The sequence below is a fragment of the Variovorax sp. 10N412 genome, assembly GCF_056394985.1.
Genome location: NZ_JBFTIO010000002.1, coordinates 350,833 through 369,903, shown reverse-complemented (window position 1 = coordinate 369,903; position 19,071 = coordinate 350,833). Strand labels below are relative to the sequence as shown.

Annotated in this window: 20 protein-coding genes; 14 read left to right on the top strand and 6 right to left on the bottom strand. The window is 67.8% G+C overall.

Annotation, left to right across the window (positions count from 1 at the left end; all coding sequences use genetic code 11):
- The first annotated feature begins 142 nt into the window (after positions 1 to 142).
- A complete protein-coding gene (locus tag AC1DJH_RS07230; RefSeq protein ID WP_472111608.1) occupies positions 143 to 697 on the top strand; it encodes an NADPH-dependent FMN reductase in 555 nt (184 codons plus the stop codon).
- A 68-nt stretch (positions 698 to 765) separates the two neighbouring features.
- On the opposite strand, the gene AC1DJH_RS07225 is transcribed toward AC1DJH_RS07230, so the two are convergent.
- Positions 766 to 1,413, bottom strand: a complete 648-nt coding sequence (locus tag AC1DJH_RS07225) for an FMN-dependent NADH-azoreductase (RefSeq protein ID WP_435438245.1) — start codon at positions 1,411 to 1,413, stop codon at positions 766 to 768.
- 131 nt (positions 1,414 to 1,544) lie between these two features.
- Here AC1DJH_RS07225 and AC1DJH_RS07220 point away from each other — a divergent pair, with 131 nt between their 5' ends.
- Positions 1,545 to 2,459: a LysR family transcriptional regulator gene (locus AC1DJH_RS07220; RefSeq protein ID WP_472111610.1), complete on the top strand. Its 915-nt coding sequence runs from the start codon at positions 1,545 to 1,547 to the stop codon at positions 2,457 to 2,459.
- Here the strand turns inward: AC1DJH_RS07220 and AC1DJH_RS07215 are convergent.
- Positions 2,456 to 3,289: an SDR family oxidoreductase gene (locus tag AC1DJH_RS07215; protein ID WP_478185231.1), complete on the bottom strand. Its 834-nt coding sequence runs from the start codon at positions 3,287 to 3,289 to the stop codon at positions 2,456 to 2,458. The genes AC1DJH_RS07220 and AC1DJH_RS07215 overlap by 4 nt on opposite strands.
- A 105-nt stretch (positions 3,290 to 3,394) precedes the next feature.
- On the opposite strand from AC1DJH_RS07215, the gene AC1DJH_RS07210 reads away from it, so the two are divergent.
- The 11 genes from AC1DJH_RS07210 (at position 3,395) to AC1DJH_RS07160 (ending at position 14,791) form a co-directional block, all read left to right on the top strand.
- A complete protein-coding gene (locus AC1DJH_RS07210) occupies positions 3,395 to 4,300 on the top strand; it encodes a LysR family transcriptional regulator (protein ID WP_478185230.1) in 906 nt (301 codons plus the stop codon).
- Between the two features lie 117 nt (positions 4,301 to 4,417).
- A complete protein-coding gene (locus tag AC1DJH_RS07205) occupies positions 4,418 to 5,059 on the top strand; it encodes a peroxiredoxin (protein ID WP_116907531.1) in 642 nt (213 codons plus the stop codon).
- Between the two features lie 22 nt (positions 5,060 to 5,081).
- On the top strand, positions 5,082 to 5,657 hold the full coding sequence (locus tag AC1DJH_RS07200) for an RBBP9/YdeN family alpha/beta hydrolase (RefSeq protein WP_472111616.1): 576 nt from the start codon (positions 5,082 to 5,084) through the stop codon (positions 5,655 to 5,657).
- Positions 5,654 to 6,670: a sulfate ABC transporter substrate-binding protein gene (locus AC1DJH_RS07195; protein ID WP_478185229.1), complete on the top strand. Its 1,017-nt coding sequence runs from the start codon at positions 5,654 to 5,656 to the stop codon at positions 6,668 to 6,670. The genes AC1DJH_RS07200 and AC1DJH_RS07195 overlap by 4 nt, the downstream gene beginning before the upstream one ends.
- Positions 6,671 to 7,558, top strand: coding sequence for a sulfate ABC transporter permease subunit CysT (gene cysT / locus AC1DJH_RS07190; RefSeq protein WP_435483805.1), 888 nt, complete (start codon positions 6,671 to 6,673; stop codon positions 7,556 to 7,558). It begins immediately after the preceding gene.
- A 1-nt stretch (position 7,559) separates the two neighbouring features.
- Complete coding sequence (gene cysW, locus AC1DJH_RS07185) at positions 7,560 to 8,453, top strand: sulfate ABC transporter permease subunit CysW (RefSeq protein ID WP_435438252.1); 894 nt, start codon at positions 7,560 to 7,562, stop codon at positions 8,451 to 8,453.
- Between the two features lie 90 nt (positions 8,454 to 8,543).
- Complete coding sequence (locus tag AC1DJH_RS07180; RefSeq protein WP_472111621.1) at positions 8,544 to 9,641, top strand: sulfate/molybdate ABC transporter ATP-binding protein; 1,098 nt, start codon at positions 8,544 to 8,546, stop codon at positions 9,639 to 9,641.
- Positions 9,638 to 10,141 (top strand): disulfide bond formation protein B, encoded by a 504-nt coding sequence (locus AC1DJH_RS07175; RefSeq protein ID WP_478185228.1) that lies wholly within the window; start codon positions 9,638 to 9,640, stop codon positions 10,139 to 10,141. The genes AC1DJH_RS07180 and AC1DJH_RS07175 overlap by 4 nt, the downstream gene beginning before the upstream one ends.
- Before the next feature lie 132 nt (positions 10,142 to 10,273).
- The gene (gene macA / locus AC1DJH_RS07170; protein WP_478185227.1) at positions 10,274 to 11,425 is read left to right on the top strand and encodes a macrolide transporter subunit MacA; all 1,152 of its coding nucleotides are present in this window, start codon (positions 10,274 to 10,276) and stop codon (positions 11,423 to 11,425) included.
- The gene (macB, locus tag AC1DJH_RS07165) at positions 11,422 to 13,413 is read left to right on the top strand and encodes a macrolide ABC transporter ATP-binding protein/permease MacB (protein WP_472111625.1); all 1,992 of its coding nucleotides are present in this window, start codon (positions 11,422 to 11,424) and stop codon (positions 13,411 to 13,413) included. The genes macA and macB overlap by 4 nt, the downstream gene beginning before the upstream one ends.
- The gene (locus AC1DJH_RS07160) at positions 13,406 to 14,791 is read left to right on the top strand and encodes an efflux transporter outer membrane subunit (protein WP_478185226.1); all 1,386 of its coding nucleotides are present in this window, start codon (positions 13,406 to 13,408) and stop codon (positions 14,789 to 14,791) included. Before macB ends, AC1DJH_RS07160 begins: the two co-directional genes overlap by 8 nt.
- A gap of 28 nt (positions 14,792 to 14,819) precedes the next feature.
- Here AC1DJH_RS07160 and AC1DJH_RS07155 read toward each other — a convergent pair whose 3' ends face one another.
- From AC1DJH_RS07155 to AC1DJH_RS07140, 4 genes are read right to left on the bottom strand one after another with little or no spacing between them, the layout of a single operon-like run.
- Entirely contained in the window at positions 14,820 to 15,596 is a 777-nt protein-coding gene (locus tag AC1DJH_RS07155) for a glycosyltransferase family 2 protein (protein WP_435438258.1), read from the bottom strand.
- On the bottom strand, positions 15,563 to 16,360 hold the full coding sequence (locus AC1DJH_RS07150; protein ID WP_478185225.1) for a lysophospholipid acyltransferase family protein: 798 nt from the start codon (positions 16,358 to 16,360) through the stop codon (positions 15,563 to 15,565). The genes AC1DJH_RS07155 and AC1DJH_RS07150 overlap by 34 nt, the downstream gene beginning before the upstream one ends.
- A 42-nt stretch (positions 16,361 to 16,402) precedes the next feature.
- Complete coding sequence (locus AC1DJH_RS07145; RefSeq protein WP_478185487.1) at positions 16,403 to 17,434, bottom strand: chorismate transformation FkbO/Hyg5 family protein; 1,032 nt, start codon at positions 17,432 to 17,434, stop codon at positions 16,403 to 16,405.
- Positions 17,435 to 17,436: 2 nt separating this feature from the next.
- The gene (locus AC1DJH_RS07140; RefSeq protein ID WP_478185224.1) at positions 17,437 to 18,225 is read right to left on the bottom strand and encodes a class I SAM-dependent methyltransferase; all 789 of its coding nucleotides are present in this window, start codon (positions 18,223 to 18,225) and stop codon (positions 17,437 to 17,439) included.
- 116 nt (positions 18,226 to 18,341) lie between these two features.
- Here AC1DJH_RS07140 and AC1DJH_RS07135 point away from each other — a divergent pair, with 116 nt between their 5' ends.
- Entirely contained in the window at positions 18,342 to 19,067 is a 726-nt protein-coding gene (locus AC1DJH_RS07135; RefSeq protein ID WP_478185223.1) for a YebC/PmpR family DNA-binding transcriptional regulator, read from the top strand.
- Positions 19,068 to 19,071 lie beyond the last annotated feature (4 nt).

Sequence of the window (19,071 nt, the reverse complement as noted above, 5' to 3'; positions counted from 1 at the left end):
GGCGGTGCAATTGCGGGCCGAATTGCTTGGGGGAGGGCGCAGTCCGGTACAAAAAGCAGCAAGAACCTTTCAGCAAAAGGTCTTGAGCGGTTCGCATAATCGCGTTCGTCATTCCTACCCTTTCACTCAAGGAGCTTCACCCATGGCCCAGACCCGCATCGCCGTTCTCGTCGGCAGCCTGCGCAAGGATTCGTACAACCAGAAGCTGGCGCTCGCGCTGGCGCACCTGGCACCCTCGGACTTCACCTTCGAGCACCTGCGCATCGACGACCTGCCGCTGTACAACCAGGACGAGGACGGCAATCAGGCCCCCGCCGTGAAGCGCCTGAAGACCGAGATCGCGGCAGCCCAGGGCCTGCTGTTCGTCACGCCCGAATACAACCGCTCCATTCCCGGCGTGCTGAAGAACGCCATCGACCACGCCTCCCGTCCGTACGGTCAGAGCGCCTGGGGCGGCAAGCCGGCGGGTGTGCTCGGCGTGTCGGTGGGCGCCATCGGCACCGCGCTGGCGCAGCAGCACCTGCGCAACATCCTGGCCTACCTCGACGTGCCCACCATGGGCGCGCCCGAGGTGTTCCTGCAGGCCAAGGACGACCTGTTCGACGACAAGGGCCACATCGGCAACGAAGGTTCGAAGAAGTTCCTGCAGGGGTGGATGGACAAGTACGTGGCCTGGGTCAAGACGCATTCGGCCTGAGTCCCTGCCTTGCCGCGCACGACAAAAAGCCGCCCGGATGGGCGGCTTTTTTCATGGCGCAGCGCGGGTCAGGCCACTTGCGCAACGTTCTTCTGGTTGGCGGCTTCTGCCGTCGCCGCCAGGATGTCGGCGCGCGCGGCCGCAAATGCATTGGCCTTGGGCTCGTCGCCCATCGCCACGCCCTCGGCGCGCACGATGCGCACGTCGGTGATGCCGAAGAAGCCGAAGACCACCTTCAGGTAGCTCTCTTGATGCTCGGCGCCCTGGCCCCAGTCGCTGGTCGAGTACACACCGCCGCGGCTCGAAGCCACGATCACGGTCTTGCCGCCGGCCAGGCCCACGGGGCCCGTTTCGGTGTACTTGAAGGTGCGGCCCACTTGGCCCAGGCGGTCGATCCAGGCCTTGAGCTGGGTCGGGATCGAGAAGTTGTAGAGCGGGGCGCCGACGACGACCACGTCAGCGGCCAGGAACTGGCTCACCAGCTTTTCGGACAGCGCGTTTTCGCGCTGCTGGGCTTCGGTCGGCTCGGCTTGCGGGCCGGTCTTGATGGCGAGGGCGTCGGCGCTGAAATGCGCCGGTGCGTCCACGGCAAGGTCGAGGTACTCGACCGTGGTGTCGGGGTGCGCGGCCTTCCAGGCGGCCACGATCTCGGCCGTCAGGACGCGGGAGGTCGAATAGGCACCGAGGATGCTGGAGTCGATGTGGAGCAGCTTCATGATCAATCACTTTCTGTGTGGGCTGTCGGCGCTCAATTGGCCGGCGGATGTGGGAATTCTATTTTTGGATCGAGTGGGCGATAAGTAGCCAAAAATCGCACTCATCGTTCTGTTTGCGGGACAATGACGCCATGCAAGACCTCAACGACATGGTTTTCTTCGCCGAAGTGGCCGAGCGCGGCGGCTTTGCGGCCGCGAGCCGGGCGCTGGGCATTCCCAAGTCGCGCCTGTCGCGCCGCGTGGCCGACCTGGAAGAGCGCCTGGGCGTGCAACTGATGCAGCGCAGCACCCGCCGCCTGTCGCTCACGCCGGCCGGCGAGATCTATCTGCGCCACGCCGCCGCCATGCGCGACGCGGCGCAGGCCGCGGCCGAGGCGGTGGCGCAGGTGCAAACGGAGCCCAGCGGGCTGGTGCGCCTCAGCGTGCCGGTCACCATGTCGCACAGCGGGCTGGCGCAGCTGATGCCGGTGTTCATGGCGCTCTACCCGGCGGTGCGCATCGACATGCGGGTGATCAACCGCCCGGTCGACCTGATCGAGGAGGGCATCGACATCGCCCTGCGCGTGCGCTTCGCCATCGAGGACAGCGCCTTGCTGGTGGCCAAGACCTTCGGCACCAGCCGCGGTGTGCTGGTGGCGCCGCCGGACTTGCTGGCGAGCGTCGGCCCGATCGATTCGCCGGCCGACCTGGCCAAGCTGCCCACGGCGGCCATGTCGGCCAACGGCGAGGGGCGCTCCGAGTGGCGTCTCGAAGGGCCCGAGGGGCAGACCTACGTGCACGCGCACACGCCGCGCTACGTGGCGGACGACCTGGTCACGCTGAAGTACGGCACGCTGGGCGGCGTGGGGGCCACCATGCTGCCCGACTACATGTGCAGGGCCGAGGTCGAGGCCGGCCAGTTGGTGCGCCTGCTGCCGGGCTGGGGCCCGACGCCGGTGGTCGCGCACATGGTGTTTCCGGCGCGGCGCGCGCTGGTGCCGGCGGTGCGCCGGCTGATCGACTTCCTGGTCGAGCACCTGCAGAACGAAGAACTGCGGATGTACTAGCCGTCGATGTCGGTGGCGAAGGTCGTGGCCTTGTGCGCTTCCAGCACGGCGAGCCGCTCGCGCAGCGCATTGCCGATCGACGCATAGGTGCTGCTGCCGAGCGCGAGCCGCCGGGGCGCGGGGTGTTGGTCCACCGAGTCGGCCATGGCCCTCGCCATCTTGGCCGCGTCGCCCGTCACGGCGAAGTCGCCACTGGTGAGCGCGCGCCGGATGGCGCCGGCCGGTGTGCCGTCGTAGACCGCCATCGGCGCGGGGCTGACCAGCCCGCCGCCGAAGTTCGTCTTGGTGGGGCCGGGCTCCACCAGCGTGAACGCAATGCCGAAGGGCGCCACTTCCTGCGCGACCGACTCCACGAAGCCTTCGATGCCCCACTTGCTCGCGTGGTACAGGCTGAAGTTCGGATACGCCAGCTGCCCGCCTTCGGACGAGACCTGCAGGACACGGCCACCGCCCTGGGCGCGCAGATGGGGCAGCGCGGCGCGAATCACCTGGATCGCGCCGACGAGGTTGGTGTCGATCTGGTGGCGGATCTGCGCGTCGCTGACTTCCTCGGCCGCGCCGAACAGGCCGTAGCCTGCGTTGCTGACGACCACATCGATGCGGCCCATCGCGGCGAAGGCCGCGTCGACCACGCTGCGCACGGCGGCGGTGTCGGTCACGTCGAGCACGGACACGCGCAGTCGCTCGCCGTGCTGCGCCTGGAGTTCGCGCAGCGCGTCGGGCTGGCGCACCGTGGCGGTCACGCTGTCGCCGCGCGCCAGCAGGGTTTGGGTGAGTTCACGGCCAATGCCGCTGGAAGTGCCGGTAATGAGCCAGTTTTTCGTTGCCATTCAGGGTCCTTTCGAATGAGTAAGACCCATCGTAAGCCGCATGATTGAGAACATAAATGACGTAGCGGTGCATCTGTCTTGCACCTCAGGTTCATAATCTGCCGCATGATCATCGACCCCCTCGACGGTGTCGCCGTCTTCCTTGCCGTGGCCGAACACCGCAGCTTCACCGGCGCCGCGCTGGCCCTGGGCGTGACGCCGACGGCCGTGAGCAAGGCGGTCCGCGCGCTGGAAGCCCGCCAGGGCGTGATGCTGTTCCAGCGCACCACAAGGCGCGTGGCGCTGACGGAGGCAGGCCAGGCCGTCTTCCTGCGTTTGCGGCCCGCAGTGAGCGAAATTTCGGATGCCTTCGCGGCGCTCGGCGGCTTTCGCGACCGGCCCATGGGCACGCTGCGGATCACCGCGCCGCGCGGCGCGGTCGAGCCGATCCTCAGCGCGCTGGTGCCGGCGTTTCGCCGCGCCTACCCCGAGGTGGCGCTGGAGATTTCGCTCGACGAGGCGATCGTCGACCTCGTCGGCGCGGGCTTCGACGCCGGCATCCGGCTGGGCGAGGCGGTCGAAAAGGACATGGTGGCGCTGCGGCTCACGCCGGAAATCGCGTGGTGCGTGGTGGGTGCCCCGCGCTATTTCGAAGGCCGCGAGCGGCCGAAGGTGCCGCAAGACCTGGTGCGCCACGAGGCCTTGCACTACCGCTTTGCCGGCTCCGGCGCGCTGCACCGCTGGAGCTTCCGGCGCGGCAAGCGCGACTTTGTGGTGGAAACGAGGGGCGGACTGGTCGTGAACGACCGGCAAATGCTGGTCGACTGCGCCGTGCAGGGGCTGGGCCTGGCCTTCGTCTCCGTCCAGGAGGCACGGCAGGCGGTGGCTCAGGGGCGGCTGGAGGCCTTTTTGCAGCCTTACATTCCGGTCGATTCGGGGCTGTACCTGTACTTTCCGGAGCGCTCGCAGTCGCAATTGAAGCTGCGGGTGTTCATCGACATGGCCCGAAAGCTGGCCGCGCTGCCGGGCTGAGGGGGCGCCGACGGGCGCCCTTATGCGGAAAACGTCATATCCAAACAAGCAGATATTCGTTTGGCATTGAAGCGATGGTTCGCACAATCCGAAGCTCACATCCTTCCAGGAGCGACCATGGCAACTCTGCGACTCGGCGACACCGCCCCCAATTTCACCCAGGATTCCAGCGAAGGCCCCCTCGACTTCTACCAGTGGGCCGGCGATTCGTGGGTGGTGTTCTTCTCGCACCCGGCCGATTTCACGCCCGTGTGCACCACCGAGCTCGGCAAGACCGCGGCGCTGTCGGGCGAATTCGCCAAGCGCGGCGTGAAGCCCATTGCGCTGAGCGTGGACCCGGCCACCAAGCACAAGGAATGGATCTCGGACATCAACGAGACGCAGAACACCACGGTCAACTTCCCCATCATCGCGGACGCCGACCGCAAGGTGGCCGACCTGTACGACCTGATCCACCCGAACGCCTCGGCCACGGCCACCGTTCGCAGCGTGTTCATCATCGACCCGAAGAAGGTGATCCGCACGACCATCACCTACCCCGCGTCGACCGGGCGCAACTTCGACGAGATCATTCGCGTGATCGACTCGCTGCAGCTCACCGACAGCCACAAGGTGGCCACGCCCGTGAACTGGAAGGACGGCGACGACGTGGTCATCGTGCCGAGCATCCAGGACCCGGCCGAGCTGGCCGAGCGCTTTCCCAAGGGCTTCAAGGCCGTGAAGCCTTACCTGCGCATCACGCCGCAGCCCAACAAGTAAGCGACGCAGGCGGCAATCGCAGATGCAGACGCGAGTCGTCATAGTGCCCGGTTGGCGCGACTCCGGGCCCGGCCACTGGCAGAGCCTGTGGGAAGCGCGCATTCCGGGCGCCGCGCGGGTGGTGCAGGACGACTGGGCCTCGCCCAAGCGCGACGCCTGGGTGTCGGCGCTGGCCAAGCTGGTGCTGGAGACGCCCGGGCCGGTGGTAATTGCCGCCCACAGCCTGGGCTGCATCGCCACCGCGCACCTGCCGGCGGCCGCGGCGGCCCGCATCCAGGGCGCGCTGCTGGTGGCCCCGGCCGACCCCGAACGCCGCGCGGTGCTGTCCGACTTCGCGCCCGTGCCGTATGCCGCGCTGCCGTACCGCAGCATCGTGGTGGCCAGCAGCAACGACCCGTTTTGCCCCATTCGCCTGGCGGGTGCCTATTCGCGCGCCTGGGGCAGCGAGTTCGTGCGCATGCAGAATGCGGGCCATATCAACGTCGATTCGGGGCACGGGGACTGGCCGCTCGGCCTGGCTCTGCTCCAATCCTTGACCGACGAGCCCGCCGCCTGGTCGGCGGGCCGTGAATTTTCAGAAACCTTGGCAATCACATGACTTCCAGAATCAAGACCTTCGTCGCCGTGCTCGCGCTGGCGTCCTCCGCACTTGCAGGCAGCACCGCCTTTGCCCAAGGCACGGGGCTGCTGAACGCCTCGTACGACGTGGCCCGCGAGTTCTACAAGGACTACAACGCGGCCTTCGTGGCGCACTACAAGAAGGCCACCGGCAAGGACGTCAAGATCGACCAGTCGCACGGCGGCTCCAGCGCCCAGGCGCGTGCGGTGGCCGACGGCCTCGACGCCGACGTGGTGACCATGAACACCTCGACCGACATCGACTTCCTGGCCGGCACCGGCGTCGTCGCCAAGGACTGGAACAAGAAATTCCCCGACAACGCATCGCCGACCACGTCGACCATGCTGTTCTTGGTGCGCAACGGCAACCCCAAGGGCATCAAGGATTGGGACGATCTGATCAAGCCCGGCGTGCAGGTCGTGATCGTCAACCCCAAGACCGGCGGCAACGGGCGCTACGCCTACCTCGCGGCCTGGGGCTACATCAAGAAGAAGGGCGGCACCGACGCGCAGGCGGCGGAGTTCGTCGGCAAGCTGTTCAAGAACGTGCCGGTGCTGGCACGCGGCGGCCGCGACGCGACCACCGCCTTCCTGCAACGCAACATCGGCGATGCGCTGATCACCTTCGAGTCGGAAGTGGTGTCGATCGACCGCGAATTCGGCACCGGCAAGGTCGACTCGGTGTACCCGTCGATCAGCATCGTGGCCGAGAACCCGGTGGCCGTGGTCGAGCGCACCACCGCCAAGAAGGGCACCGGCGAGCTGGCCAAGGCCTACCTCGACTGGCTGTACTCCGAAGAAGCGCAGGAAATCGCGGCCAAGCATGCGCTGCGTCCGCGCTCGCAGGCCGTGCTCAAGAAGTACGCCGCCACGTTCAAGCCGCTGCAGCTGTTCACGGTGCAGGAACTTTTCGGCAGCCTGGGTGAAGCGCAGAAGGTGCACTTCAACGACGGCGGCCAGTTCGACAAGCTCTACACGCCCGGCGCGAAGTAAATGAGCGGCGCTGTCCCATCGGCGCTCCCGTCCGCGGGAGCGCCTTTTTCGCGTGCCAACCGGGCAGGGGGCGCCAAGCGCGTTCTGCCCGGTTTCCACATCACGCTCGGCTTCTCGATTCTCTATCTCAGCCTGATCGTGCTGATCCCGCTGTCGGCGCTGGTCTTCAGGACCTTCACGCTGACCTGGGACCAGTTCTGGGTGGCCGTGACCGCGCCGCGCGTGATGGCCTCGTACCGGCTCACCTTCGGCGCGTCGCTGATCGCGGCGATCGTCAACACCGTGTTCGGCCTGCTGGTGGCCTGGGTGCTGGTGCGCTACAAGTTTCCTGGCAAGCGCATCGTCGACGCGCTGGTCGACCTGCCGTTCGCACTGCCGACGGCCGTGGCCGGCATTTCGCTGACCGCGCTGCTCGCGGGCAACGGCTGGATCGGGCAGCTGCTGGAGCCGCACGGCATCAAGCTGGCGTTCACGCCGGCGGGCATCGTGATTGCGCTGATCTTCATCGGGCTGCCGTTCGTGGTGCGCACGGTGCAGCCGGTGCTCGAGGACACCGAGAAAGAGCTGGAAGAGGCCGCGACATCGCTGGGCGCCACGCGGTTGCAGACTTTCACCAAGGTGATCTTCCCGGCCATTGCGCCGGCGCTGTTCACGGGCTTTGCCATGGCCTTCGCGCGCGCCATCGGCGAGTACGGCTCGGTGATCTTCATTGCCGGCAACATGCCCATGATTTCTGAGATCACGCCGCTCATCATCATCGGCAAGCTGGAGCAGTACGACTACGCGGGTGCCACCGCCGTCGCGCTGGTGATGCTGGTCATTTCCTTCGTGCTGCTGCTGGTCATCAACGGCCTGCAGGCATGGCAGCGTCGCCGGGCAGGAGGCTGAGATGAGTGCACCTTCCAAAGTCGTTCGCCGCGCACAGGCCGGCACCACCGAGGCGCCGTGGGTGCGCTGGCTGCTCATTGGCCTGGCGCTCGCGTTCATGTTCCTGTTTCTCGTGCTGCCGCTGGCCGCCGTGGCGACCGAGGCCTTGCGAAAGGGCGTGGGCGCCTACCTCGAGGCGCTGAAGGAGCCCGACGCCTGGAGCGCCATCCGCCTCACGCTCATCACGGCGGCCATCACGGTGCCGCTCAACCTCGTGTTCGGCGTGGCGGCGGCCTGGGCCGTGGCCAAGTTCGAGTTCCGCGGCAAGGCGCTCCTCACCACGCTGATCGACCTGCCGTTCGCGGTGTCGCCGGTGGTGGCGGGCCTGATCTATGTGCTGGTGTTCGGTGCACAGGGCTGGATCGGCCCCTGGCTCGCCGAGCACGACATCAAGATCATCTTCGCCGTACCCGGCATCGTGCTGGCCACCGTGTTCGTGACCTTTCCCTTCATTGCGCGCGAACTCATTCCGCTGATGCAGGCCCAGGGCACCGACGAGGAGCAGGCCGCCATCGTGCTGGGTGCGACCGGCTGGCAGACCTTCTGGCGCGTGACGCTGCCCAACATCAAGTGGGGCCTGCTGTACGGCGTGATTCTTTGCAACGCGCGCGCCATGGGCGAATTCGGCGCGGTGTCGGTGGTGTCGGGCCACATCCGCGGCCAGACCAACACCATGCCGCTGCATGTGGAAGTGCTCTACAACGAATACCAGTCGGTGGCCGCGTTCGCCGTGGCCTCGCTGCTGGCCATCCTGGCGCTGGTCACGCTGGTGATCAAGTCGGTGATCGAGTGGCGGCACGAGCGCGAGATGAAGGCGATTGCCGAGATGCCGCCGGAGCGGCCTACGGCGGCTTGAAAAGTTCGGGGGTGAAAGGAGAACCCTCACCCCGGCCCTCTCCCCCAGGGGAGAGGGAGTAATCAGACGAAGACACAGGCAGAGATCCCCATGAGCATCGAAATCCGCAACATCAGCAAGCAGTTCGGCGACTTCCGCGCGCTGCGCAACGTGAACCTCGACGTGGAATCGGGCGAACTGGTCGCGCTGCTCGGCCCCTCGGGCTGCGGCAAGACCACGTTGCTGCGCATCATCGCGGGGCTGGAGACGGCCGACGCCGGCAGCATTCTTTTCTCGGGCGAAGACACCACCGACGTGCACGTGCGCGAGCGGCAGGTGGGCTTCGTGTTCCAGCACTACGCGCTGTTCCGCCACATGACCGTGTTCGAGAACGTCGCCTTCGGCCTGCGCGTGAAGCCGCGCAAGGACCGCCCGAGCGACGCGCAGATCAAGGCCAAGGTGACCGACCTGCTCAAGCTGGTGCAGCTCGACTGGCTGGCCGACCGCTACCCGTCGCAGCTGTCCGGCGGGCAGCGCCAGCGCATCGCGCTGGCCCGCGCCCTGGCCGTGGAGCCCAAGGTGCTGCTGCTGGACGAGCCCTTCGGCGCGCTCGACGCCAAGGTGCGCAAGGAACTGCGCCGCTGGCTGCGCCGGCTGCACGACGAGCTGCACGTCACCTCGATCTTCGTCACCCACGACCAGGAAGAGGCGCTCGAGGTGGCCGACCGCGTGGTGGTCATCAACAAGGGGCAGATCGAACAGGTCGGCTCGCCGCAGGAAGTGTGGGACCAGCCCGCCAGCCCGTTCGTGTACGGCTTCCTGGGCGACGTGAACCTGTTCCACGGCAGGGCCGACCACGGCGCGGTGCAGCTCGACGGCATGCGCCTGGATTCGCCCGAGCACAGCGGCGCGCGCGATGCCAAGGCGCGGGCCTATGTGCGCCCGCATGACATCGACGTGACACCCTACGTGGCCGGCGCCTCCGGCATCGTCGCCACGCTGTCGCGCGCCATCGTCGTCGGACCGACCGCGCGGCTGGAACTTGAGCCCACCGAAACGAATCCAGATAATCCGGGCTCCGGAACCATCATCGAGGCGCAACTCCCTGCGCAACAGTTCCGTGAACTGGGCTTGAAGGAAGGCGATACCGTCGTCGCCAACCCACGCAAGGCCAGGGTGTTCGTAGAAGAAGATTGGGTGTCTCCTTGATCGATTGGTACTTCGGCGCGCCGCGCCGCGCGCTCGGGCTCATCTGCCTGGCCTGCGTTCTCATGCTGGCCTTCGGGCTCTACCTGCAGCACGTGGTCGGGCTCGAGCCTTGCCCCATGTGCATCGTGCAGCGGTATGCGCTGGTGCTGGTGGCGCTGTTCACCGGGCTGGCCGCCGTCTTCCGCAGCCGTGCGCTGCAGGTGGCGGGCGGGGTGCTGGCACTGGTGTCGGCCATCGGCGGTGCCTACACGGCCGCCTCGCAGAGCTGGCTGCAGTGGTACCCGCCCGAGGTCGTGTCCTGCGGGCGCGACCTGTACGGAATGATCGAGACCTTTCCGCTGAAGCGCGCGCTGCCGATGATCTTCCGCGGCGGCGGCGACTGCTCCAAGGTCGACTGGACGCTGTTCGGCCTGACGCTGGCGAACTGGTCGTTCGTGGCGTTCGTGGTGCTGTCGCTGTTGCTGCTCACGCTGCTGGTGCGCCCGCGCCGCGCGCGCTGAAAAATCGCCGCATCGGGGCAGTAATGCCCAGATGCCGGCCCCGGCTTTAGTGGGCCTTCAGGAACCGCCGCTAGGATGAAGCCGCTGCCGCACGCCGTGCGCGCCAGCGGCGTCCCACTTCATCCTCATTGCATGCAAAACACCCCCAAGCGGCGCTCGCGCAAGCTCGTCTACGGCATCCTCGCCGTGGTGGTCCTGGGCCTGCTGTCCCTTTTCTGGCTCAGCCCGCCCAAGAAGACCGAATACCTCACCGCCACCGTGGCGCGCACCGACCTTGAAAACGCGGTGCTCGCCACCGGCGTGCTGCAGGCGCTCAAGCAGGTGGAGGTGGGCGCGCAAGTCAGCGGCCAGCTCAAGTCGCTGAAAGTGGTGCTGGGGCAGACGGTGAAGAAGGGCGACTGGCTCGCCGAGATCGACCCGGTCATCTCGCAGAACACCCTCGCGCAGGAGCAGGCCAAGCTGGAGAACCTGCAGGCGCAGAAGCTCGCGAAGGAAGTGCGCGTGCGGCAGGCGCAGCTCACCTGGACCCGGCAGCAGGACATGCTCGCGCAGGATGCGGCCGCCAGGCAGGACATGGAAAGCGCCGACGCCGAGCTGCGCGCGCTGCGTGCCGATGCCGTGTCGCTCGAGGCGCAGATCCGCCAGCAGAAGCTGGCCGTGGCCTCGGCGCAGACCAACCTGTCGTACACGCGCATCGTCGCGCCCATCGACGGCGACGTGGTGTCCATCAGCACGCTCGAAGGCCAGACCGTGGTGGCCGCCTTCCAGGTGCCCACGCTCATGAAGCTGGCCGACCTGTCGACCATGACCGTGAAGGCGCAGGTGTCCGAGGCCGACGTGGTGCGCGTGAAGCCCGGCCAGCCGGTGTACTTCACCATCCTGGGCGACCCCGACAAGCGTTACCACGGCACGCTGCGCGCGGTGCAGCCCTCGCCCGAGAAGATCAACAATGCGGTGTTCTTCAATGCGCTGTTCGACGTGCCCAACCCCGATCGCACCCTGCGCGTGGACATGACGGCGCAGGTCGCCATCCTGCTGGGCGAGGCGAAACAGGCGCTGACCGTGCCGCTCACGGCGCTGGGCGCACGCGACAAGGACGGCCGCCAGGAAGTGCGCGTGCTCAAGGCCGACCAGAGCGTGGAAAAGCGCCAGGTGCGCGTGGGCATCAGCAACAACTTCCAGGCGCAGGTGCTCGAAGGGCTGAAGGAGGGCGACAACGTCATCACGGGCGACCCCTCTGCGCTGGTGGACGGCGGCGACGGCGGCCGGGGCAAGCGCCCATGACGCAGGCGAAGGCGCCGCTGCTCACCCTGCGCGGCATTGGCCGCAGCTTTCCCTCGGGCGAGCAGGAGGTGCAGGTGCTGAAGGACGTCGACCTCGACATCGGTCACGGCGAGATGCTGGCCATCGTCGGCGCCTCGGGCTCGGGCAAGTCGACGCTGATGAACATCCTCGGCTGCCTCGACCGGCCGAGCACGGGCACCTACACCGTGTCGGGCCAGGACGTGGGCACGCTCGACAGCGACGCACTGGCCGAACTGCGGCGCGAGCACTTCGGCTTCATCTTCCAGCGCTACCACCTGATGCAGCACCTGACGGCCGCCGGCAACGTCGAGGTGCCGGCCGTGTACGCCGGCACCGACACCCAGGCGCGCGACACGCGGGCGCGCCAGCTGCTCGCCCGGTTGGGCCTGGCAGACCGCACCGAGCACCGGCCCAGCCAGCTCTCGGGTGGCCAGCAGCAGCGCGTGAGCATTGCGCGCGCACTGATGAACGGCGGCGAGGTGATCCTGGCCGACGAGCCCACCGGCGCGCTCGACCGCAAGAGCGGGCAGGAGGTGATCGGCATCCTGCGCGAGCTGCATGCGCAGGGCCACACGATCATCATCGTGACCCACGACATGCAGGTGGCGAGCTGCACCGAACGCATCATCGAGATCTCGGACGGCGTGATCGTGGGCGACCGGCCCAATGTGCCAACGGTGGCGGCGCCCGCGCAAGACGTGCAGGCCGACGCCTCCGTGCGCGAAGCGATGACCCGGCCCAGGCTGGGCATCGCGCGCTTCAGCACCGGCTGGGCCCGCTTCGCCGAGGCCTTCCGCATGGCCTGGCGCTCGATGATGGCGCACCGCATGCGCACGGCACTCACCATGCTGGGCATCGTCATCGGCATCACCTCGGTGGTGTCGATCGTGGCCATCGGGGAGGGTGCCAAGCGCTTCGTGCTGTCGGACATCCGGGCCATCGGCACCAACACGCTGGACGTGTACCCGGGCCGCGACTTCGGTGACGACAAGGCGCAGAGCATCCGCACGCTGACACCGGCCGACCTCGATGCGATTGCGGCGCAGCCCTATGTGCACAGCGTGACGCCCGCGACCTCGCGCAGCCTGCGCCTGCGCTACCGCAGCGTGGACATCAACGGCACGGTGAACGGCGTGAGCGACAGCTTCTTCCGCGTGCGCGACATGCAGATGGCCGACGGCGCCGCCTTCACCGCCAGCGACGTGCGCCACCAGTCGCAGGTGGTGGTGATCGACCAGAACACGCGGCGCAAGCTCTTTCCCGACGGGGGCGATGCGGTCGGAAAAATCATCCTGGTGGGCAACCTGCCGTGCACGGTGATCGGCGTGTCGCAGGAGAAGAAGACGGTGTTCGGCGAGAACAAGTCGCTCAACATCTGGCTGCCCTACAGCACCGGCGCGAGCCGGCTGTTCGGCCAGCAGCACTTCGACAACATCACCGTGCGCATCCGCGACGACCAGCCGACCAAGGCGGCGGAAGACAGCATCGTCAAGCTGCTGACGCTGCGCCACGGCGCCAAGGACTTCTTCACCTTCAACATGGACAGCATCGTGAAGACCGCCGAGCGCACGAGCCAGTCGCTCACGCTGCTGCTGTCGCTGATTGCCGTGATCTCGCTGGTGGTGGGCGGCATCGGCGTGATGAACATCATGCTGGTGTCGGTGACCGAGCGCACCCGCGAGATCGGCATTCGCATGGCCGTGGGTGCGCGCCAGAGCGACGTGCTGCAGCAGTTCCTGACCGAGGCCGTGCTGGTGTGCCTGGTGGGCGGGCTGATCGGCGTGTCGCTGTCGTACGGCATCAGTTTTCTGTTCTCGATTTTCGTCAAGCAATGGCAAATGATCTTTTCGCTGGGTGCGGTGGTGTCGGCCTTTCTGTGCGCGTCGCTGATCGGCGTGTTGTTCGGCTACCTGCCGGCGCGAAATGCCGCGCGGCTGGACCCGATCGAGGCGCTGGCGCGTGAGTAGCGCGCGCCTCCTGTCCGCGGTGGCCGCCGCCGTGCTGGTGCTCGGCGGGTGCACGCTGTTCCAACCCGAGCAGCGCGCGCAGCCGCCGCTGGAAGTTCCGCAGGCCTGGCTGCAGTCAAACGGCGCGGGCAGTGCCGCCGCCATGTTGTCGGCCAGCTGGTGGACGGCGTTCAACGACCCGCAGCTCGTCGGCCTGATCGACAGCGCGCTGCGCACCAGCAACGACCTGGCCGCCGCAGGCATTCGCGTGCAGCGCGCGCAGCTGCAGGCGGGCCTTGCGAACACGAACCTCACGCCCGGCGTGGTGGCGCAAGCCGGCACGAGCCGCGCCTATGACCTGAAGCGCGGCGGTGCGAGCGTGGCCGCATCGAGCGTTCAGGCCACCTTGAGCTACGAGCTCGACCTGTGGGGGCGACTTGCCGCGCAGCGCAGCGCCGCCGACTGGGCGCTGAAGGCCACCGAGTCCGACCGGCAGGCCACGGCGCTGGCACTGGTCGGCACCACGGCGGGGCTCTACTGGCAGACCGGCTACCTCAACCAGCGCATCGCGTTGAGCGAAGCGGGCATCGAAGACGGCCGCCGCATCCTGGCGCTGGTGCGCGTGAAATACGCGGCAGGCGCGGTGTCGGGGCTGGACGTGGCGCAGGCCGGGCAGAACCTGGCAACGCAGGAGGCCGCGCACACCCAGCTGTTGCAGCAGCGCGTGGAGGCGCGCAACGCGCTGGCCATTCTGTTCGACCAGCCGCCGCAGCCGTTGGCCGTCGAGCCGCCGCAGCTGCCGGACATTGCACTGCCCGTCATCGACGCCGGTGTGCCGGCGAACCTGCTGGGCCGGCGGCCCGACCTTCGTGCGGCCGAACAGCGGCTGCGTGCGGCGCTGGCGAACGTCGATGCCACGCGCACCGGCTTCTACCCCGCGCTGAGCCTGACAGGGTCGCTGGGCACGTCGAGTGCCGCGCTGGGGGACCTGCTGAAGAACCCCGTGGCCACGCTGGGCGCCGGGCTGGCGTTGCCTTTCCTGCAATGGAACACCGCGCGGCTGAGCGTGGGCGTGTCGCAAACGCAGTACGAAGAGGCGGTGGTGGGCTTCAGGCAGTCGCTGTACACGGCGCTGTCGGAGGTGGAGAACGCGTTGTCGTCGCGCACGCAGTTGCGCGACGAGAGCGAGAAGCTCGCGCTGGCGTTGCAGGAGGCGCAGCGTGCGGAGCGGTTGTCCGAGGTGCGCTACCGCGCGGGGGCGACGGCGTTGCAGCCGGTGCTCGATGCGAAGGATCGGCGGCGTACGGCGCAGGTGTCGCTGGCGTTGAACCGGTTGAACCAGCTCAATGCGACGATGACGCTTTACAAGGCGTTGGGTGGGGCGGCCGTGGCGTTGTAGGCCGGCGGCCTCGGCGGCCCGGTGAACGTCAATCCTGGAACGGCGCCTTTTTGGCGAGCTTGCGAACCACCAACCCAGGCAGCCGCAGGACGAATTCGACCATCAGCCGCGCATGCATCCAGGTCAGCAGCACGTTGTCCCGCCCATAGCGAAAGTGCGACACGCCGCCTTCCTCCGCCGTCAGGTACTTCACCGGCGCATCGATGTTCACCGGCTTCACACCGCGCCAGGCCAGCCGCACGACCGCTTCGGTGTCGAAGTCGAAGCGCCGCATCCAGGGCTGGCGCGCCATGACGGCGATCAGGTCCGGCACCGGATACACGCGAAAGCCGTAGAGCGAATCGCCGACGCCGGCGAACAGGGTCTCCAGCTGCGTCCATCCGTTCGACACACGCCGCCCGCGCACGCGCAGCAGCGGCGCGCTGGCGTCGAACACCGGGCGGCCCAGCACCATCGTCTCGGGGCGGGCCAGCGAGGCCTTCATGAACGCGGGGATCAGGTCGGCCGGGTGCTGCCCGTCGGAGTCCATCGTCAGCGCATGCGTGAAGCCCGCGTCCTGCGCGGCGCGTAGCCCGTGCAGCACCGCCGAGCCCTTGCCCTGGTTTTGCGGCAGCAGCCACACGCGCAAGCCCGGGTCGCTGGCGGCCATCTGCTGCAGCCGCTCGCCCGTGCCGTCGTCGCTGCCATCGATCACCACCCACACGGGGCTCCATTGCGCGCGCGCCGCGGCAACGGTCGAGAACAGGCGTTCGCCCGTGTTGTAGCTGGGAATCAGGACAAGGTGGGTGCGCGAGGCGTCTGGCATTCGGGGGACGCGTCGGTGGCGCGCTGTTCCAGGTTTTGGCGAAAGTAGTGTTCCAGCTCGGCCTGCAGCACGTCGCTGTCCTGCGTTGGCGCAAATCGCTTGCCCAGCCGCAGCGTGAAAACGATCGGCAGCGGCGGCACGCGCCACAGCGGCCAGCCCTTGCCGAGGTAAGGCGAGTCGGTGTCGATGAACACCGTTTGAATGGGCGCCTGCGCCAGCTTGGCGATCAGCGTGGTGCCGGCACGAAAGGGGTTCAGCGGCGGCGTCACGGTGCGCGTGGCCTCGGGGAAGATCACCAACTGCCCGCCGTTGCGCAGGTCGTTCACCGCCAGGCGCACCATCGTGCGGGCCGACTTGTTGCTGATGTAGCGTGCCAGCCGGGCGCCCGCGCCCAAGAAGATGTTGCCCATCAGGTCGGCCTTCATGATGCAGGCGCTGCGGGGCAGGCGCGCCACCAGCAGCATCGCGTCGAGCATGGTCGGGTGGTTGGCCACGAAGATCACGCCGGGCTCCTTGCGCATCGGGTCCAGGCACGCCGCGTCGATGCGCATCATGCCGGTCGCCGAGGCCAGCCACCAGAACATCCGGTAGGCGAAGGCGATCGTCGTGCGGCCGAGCACGCGTGCCGGCGCAGCGGGCATCACCGGGTAGATCAGCATGGCCACCACGTTCCAGGCCAGCGAGATCAGGCCCAGGAACAGCAGCAGCGCGTAGAGCATCAACGCGAGCGGAATGGAGGTGAGGAATCGCAACACGCGAATCATTGAATCAGGCAATCGGACGGCGAGCGGTCGGACAAAGGCCGGTCAGGCACGCAGTTGCCCGGCCGCAACGGTGTGGGCCTCGATCTCGACCAGCAGGTCGCTGCGGCAGATGTCCGCTTCGAGGTACACCGCATGGCGCGCCATCGGCGCGTCCGCGCCGAGCGTGCCTTCGAGAATGCCGCGCACCGCCTCGGTGTCCGACGGATGGCGCACGTAGACCACGCAGTCGAGTTCGGCGAGCGAGAACTTCGCCGTGCCGCGCGCGTTGGCGGCGGCTACCACCGCCTGCAGGTTGCGCAGCGTTTCGCGCGTCTGCTCCAGCACGTCGCCGTGGTGCACGGTTTCGTGGCCGACGATGCTCGCCGTGCCCGAGATGAACAGCGCGATGTGGCCGTCGCCGATGTCCGACAGCGCCGCGCGCGAGAACGTGGGCGAGCGCGGGCCGTAGGTTTCGGGGTAGCGGTAGGCCGAGACCTGCCGGGGGTTCTCGACCGGCAGCGGTGCCTGCTGGCCGGCCAGGAAGCGGATCGACAGGGCGCCCTGATGGATGCCCAGCGCACAGGCGGCGGGTGCGCCTTCGAAGGCGGCACGGCCGGCCTCGAGGAATGCTTCCTGGCGGCCCTGGTTGAACTGGCGGTAGCGTTCCAGCCCGCCGCCGTCGGCGTTGATCTGGGGCAGGTAGTTCCAGATGCGCTGCAGGTGCGGCGCGCCGGCCTGGTCGAGCGTCTTGAACAGGTCCCGGTAGGCGCGGTGCGCGAGCTCGGCCAGGCCCTGTTGTTCGGTGGCCTCGTCGAGATCGATGGCGCCGAGCAGCCAGTGGCCGTCGCTGCGCCAGCGTGCGATGCCGGTGGTGCCCGACTCGATGTGCGGGCCGCTCACGTGCCACACGTCGGCCATCGCACCTTGCGGCGACAGCACGCGCGCGTTGACGGTCGGCATCCATGCCACGCCGTGCGGCGTTCCGTAGCCGAGCGCCGCGAAGGGCGCCTTGCCGCGGGTTGCCAGCGCCAGGCTGTCCGGCAACGAAAGGCGCTCGACGCGCAGATGGGAAGAGGTGTCGTCCTGAGCTCGCACTGTCAACTGGCCTCGCCGGTGTGTTCTGGTTTGACGGCGGTATAGGCGGAGAAGACGCCGAGGCTGGCATGTCGCTGCACGTCGCGAAAGCCCGCGGCGGCCAGCGCCTGCATCACCCGTCCGGGCGGAATGCAGGCCTCGATCGTGTCCCAGTAATAGCGCCACAGTTCCGAGGTGTTGCGCTGGCGGCCCACCATGCGGGCGATCAGCGGCACCACGGCACGCATGTAGCCCTTGAGCAGCGCCGTTGCGACGCGGCCTTCGGGCTTGGTGATCTCGAGCACCGCCACGCGTCCGCCCGGACGCAGCACGCGGTGGAATTCGCTGAAGGCCGCGGCCACGTCGCTGATGTGGCGCATGGCGTAGCCCATGCTCACGAAGTCGCAGCTGGCGTCCGGCCGGGGCAGGGCCTCGGCCACGCCGCGCACCAGCTCGACGCCGGGCAGCTTGACCTGGCCCATCATCCCGGGGCTGGGGTCCACGCCCACGAGGTGGCCGGTGGAGCCGATGAGCTTGAGCGCCTCGCGGGCGACGAGCCCGGTGCCGATGCCCACGTCGAGCACCTCGGCGCCCGCGGCGAGGCCGGCCTGGCGCAGCGCCGCGCGGCGGTACGAGGGGCCGGTGCCGAAGGCCAGCACGCTCTCGATGCGGTCGTAGTCCGCGGCGGTGCTGTCGAAGATGCGCAACAGGAACGCCTGATGCTCCGCCTCGGTCTTGTAGTACAGCGGCAAGGGAGCGTGGGGCGGCAGGGGGGCGGGATTTCCCTGCTCAACGGAAGGCGATGGCGTCATCGAACGATTATCACCAAAAGCCCCGGCCCGAAATCCGCGGGCCGCCGGGCGCTGTGTGCGCCGGACAGTAAACTCGCAGCTTGCTTTGAAAACACAAGACAGCGAGATAGAAAGCCATGGCCGGACACAGCAAATGGGCAAATATTCAGCACCGGAAGGGCCGCCAGGACGAGAAGCGCGGCAAGCTCTGGACCCGTGCCATCCGCGAGATCACGGTGGCCGCCCGTGCCGGTGGCGCTGACCTGAGCGCCAACCCCCGGCTGCGGCTGGCGGTGGAAAAAGCCAAGGCCGTCAACCTGCCGATCGACACCGTCAAGCGCAACATCGACAAGGCCACGGGCAATCTCGAAGGCGTCAATTACGAAGAAATTCGTTACGAAGGGTATGGCATAGGTGGCGCGGCGATCATCGTCGACACCATGACCGACAACCGCGTGCGCACCGTGGCCGAAGTGCGCCACGCCTTCTCCAAGCATGGCGGCAACATGGGCACCGAAGGCTCGGTGGCCTTTCAGTTCAAGCACTGCGGCCAGATCATCTTCGCCCCCGGCACCGATGAAGACAAGGTCATGGAAGTGGCGCTCGAAGCTGGCGCCGAGGACGTCGTCACCGACGACGACGGCGCCATCGAGGTGATCACCGCCGTGGCCGACTTCGAAGCCGTCAAGAACGCGCTGGAGGCCACCGGCCTGAAGCCCGACGCGGCCGAAGTCACCATGCGCGCCGAAAACACCGTGGACGTGACCGGCGAGGACGCCGCAAGAATGCAGAAGTTGCTCGACGTGCTCGAGGACCTGGACGACGTGCAGGACGTTTTTCACAACGCCTCGCTGTCCGAGTGATGCG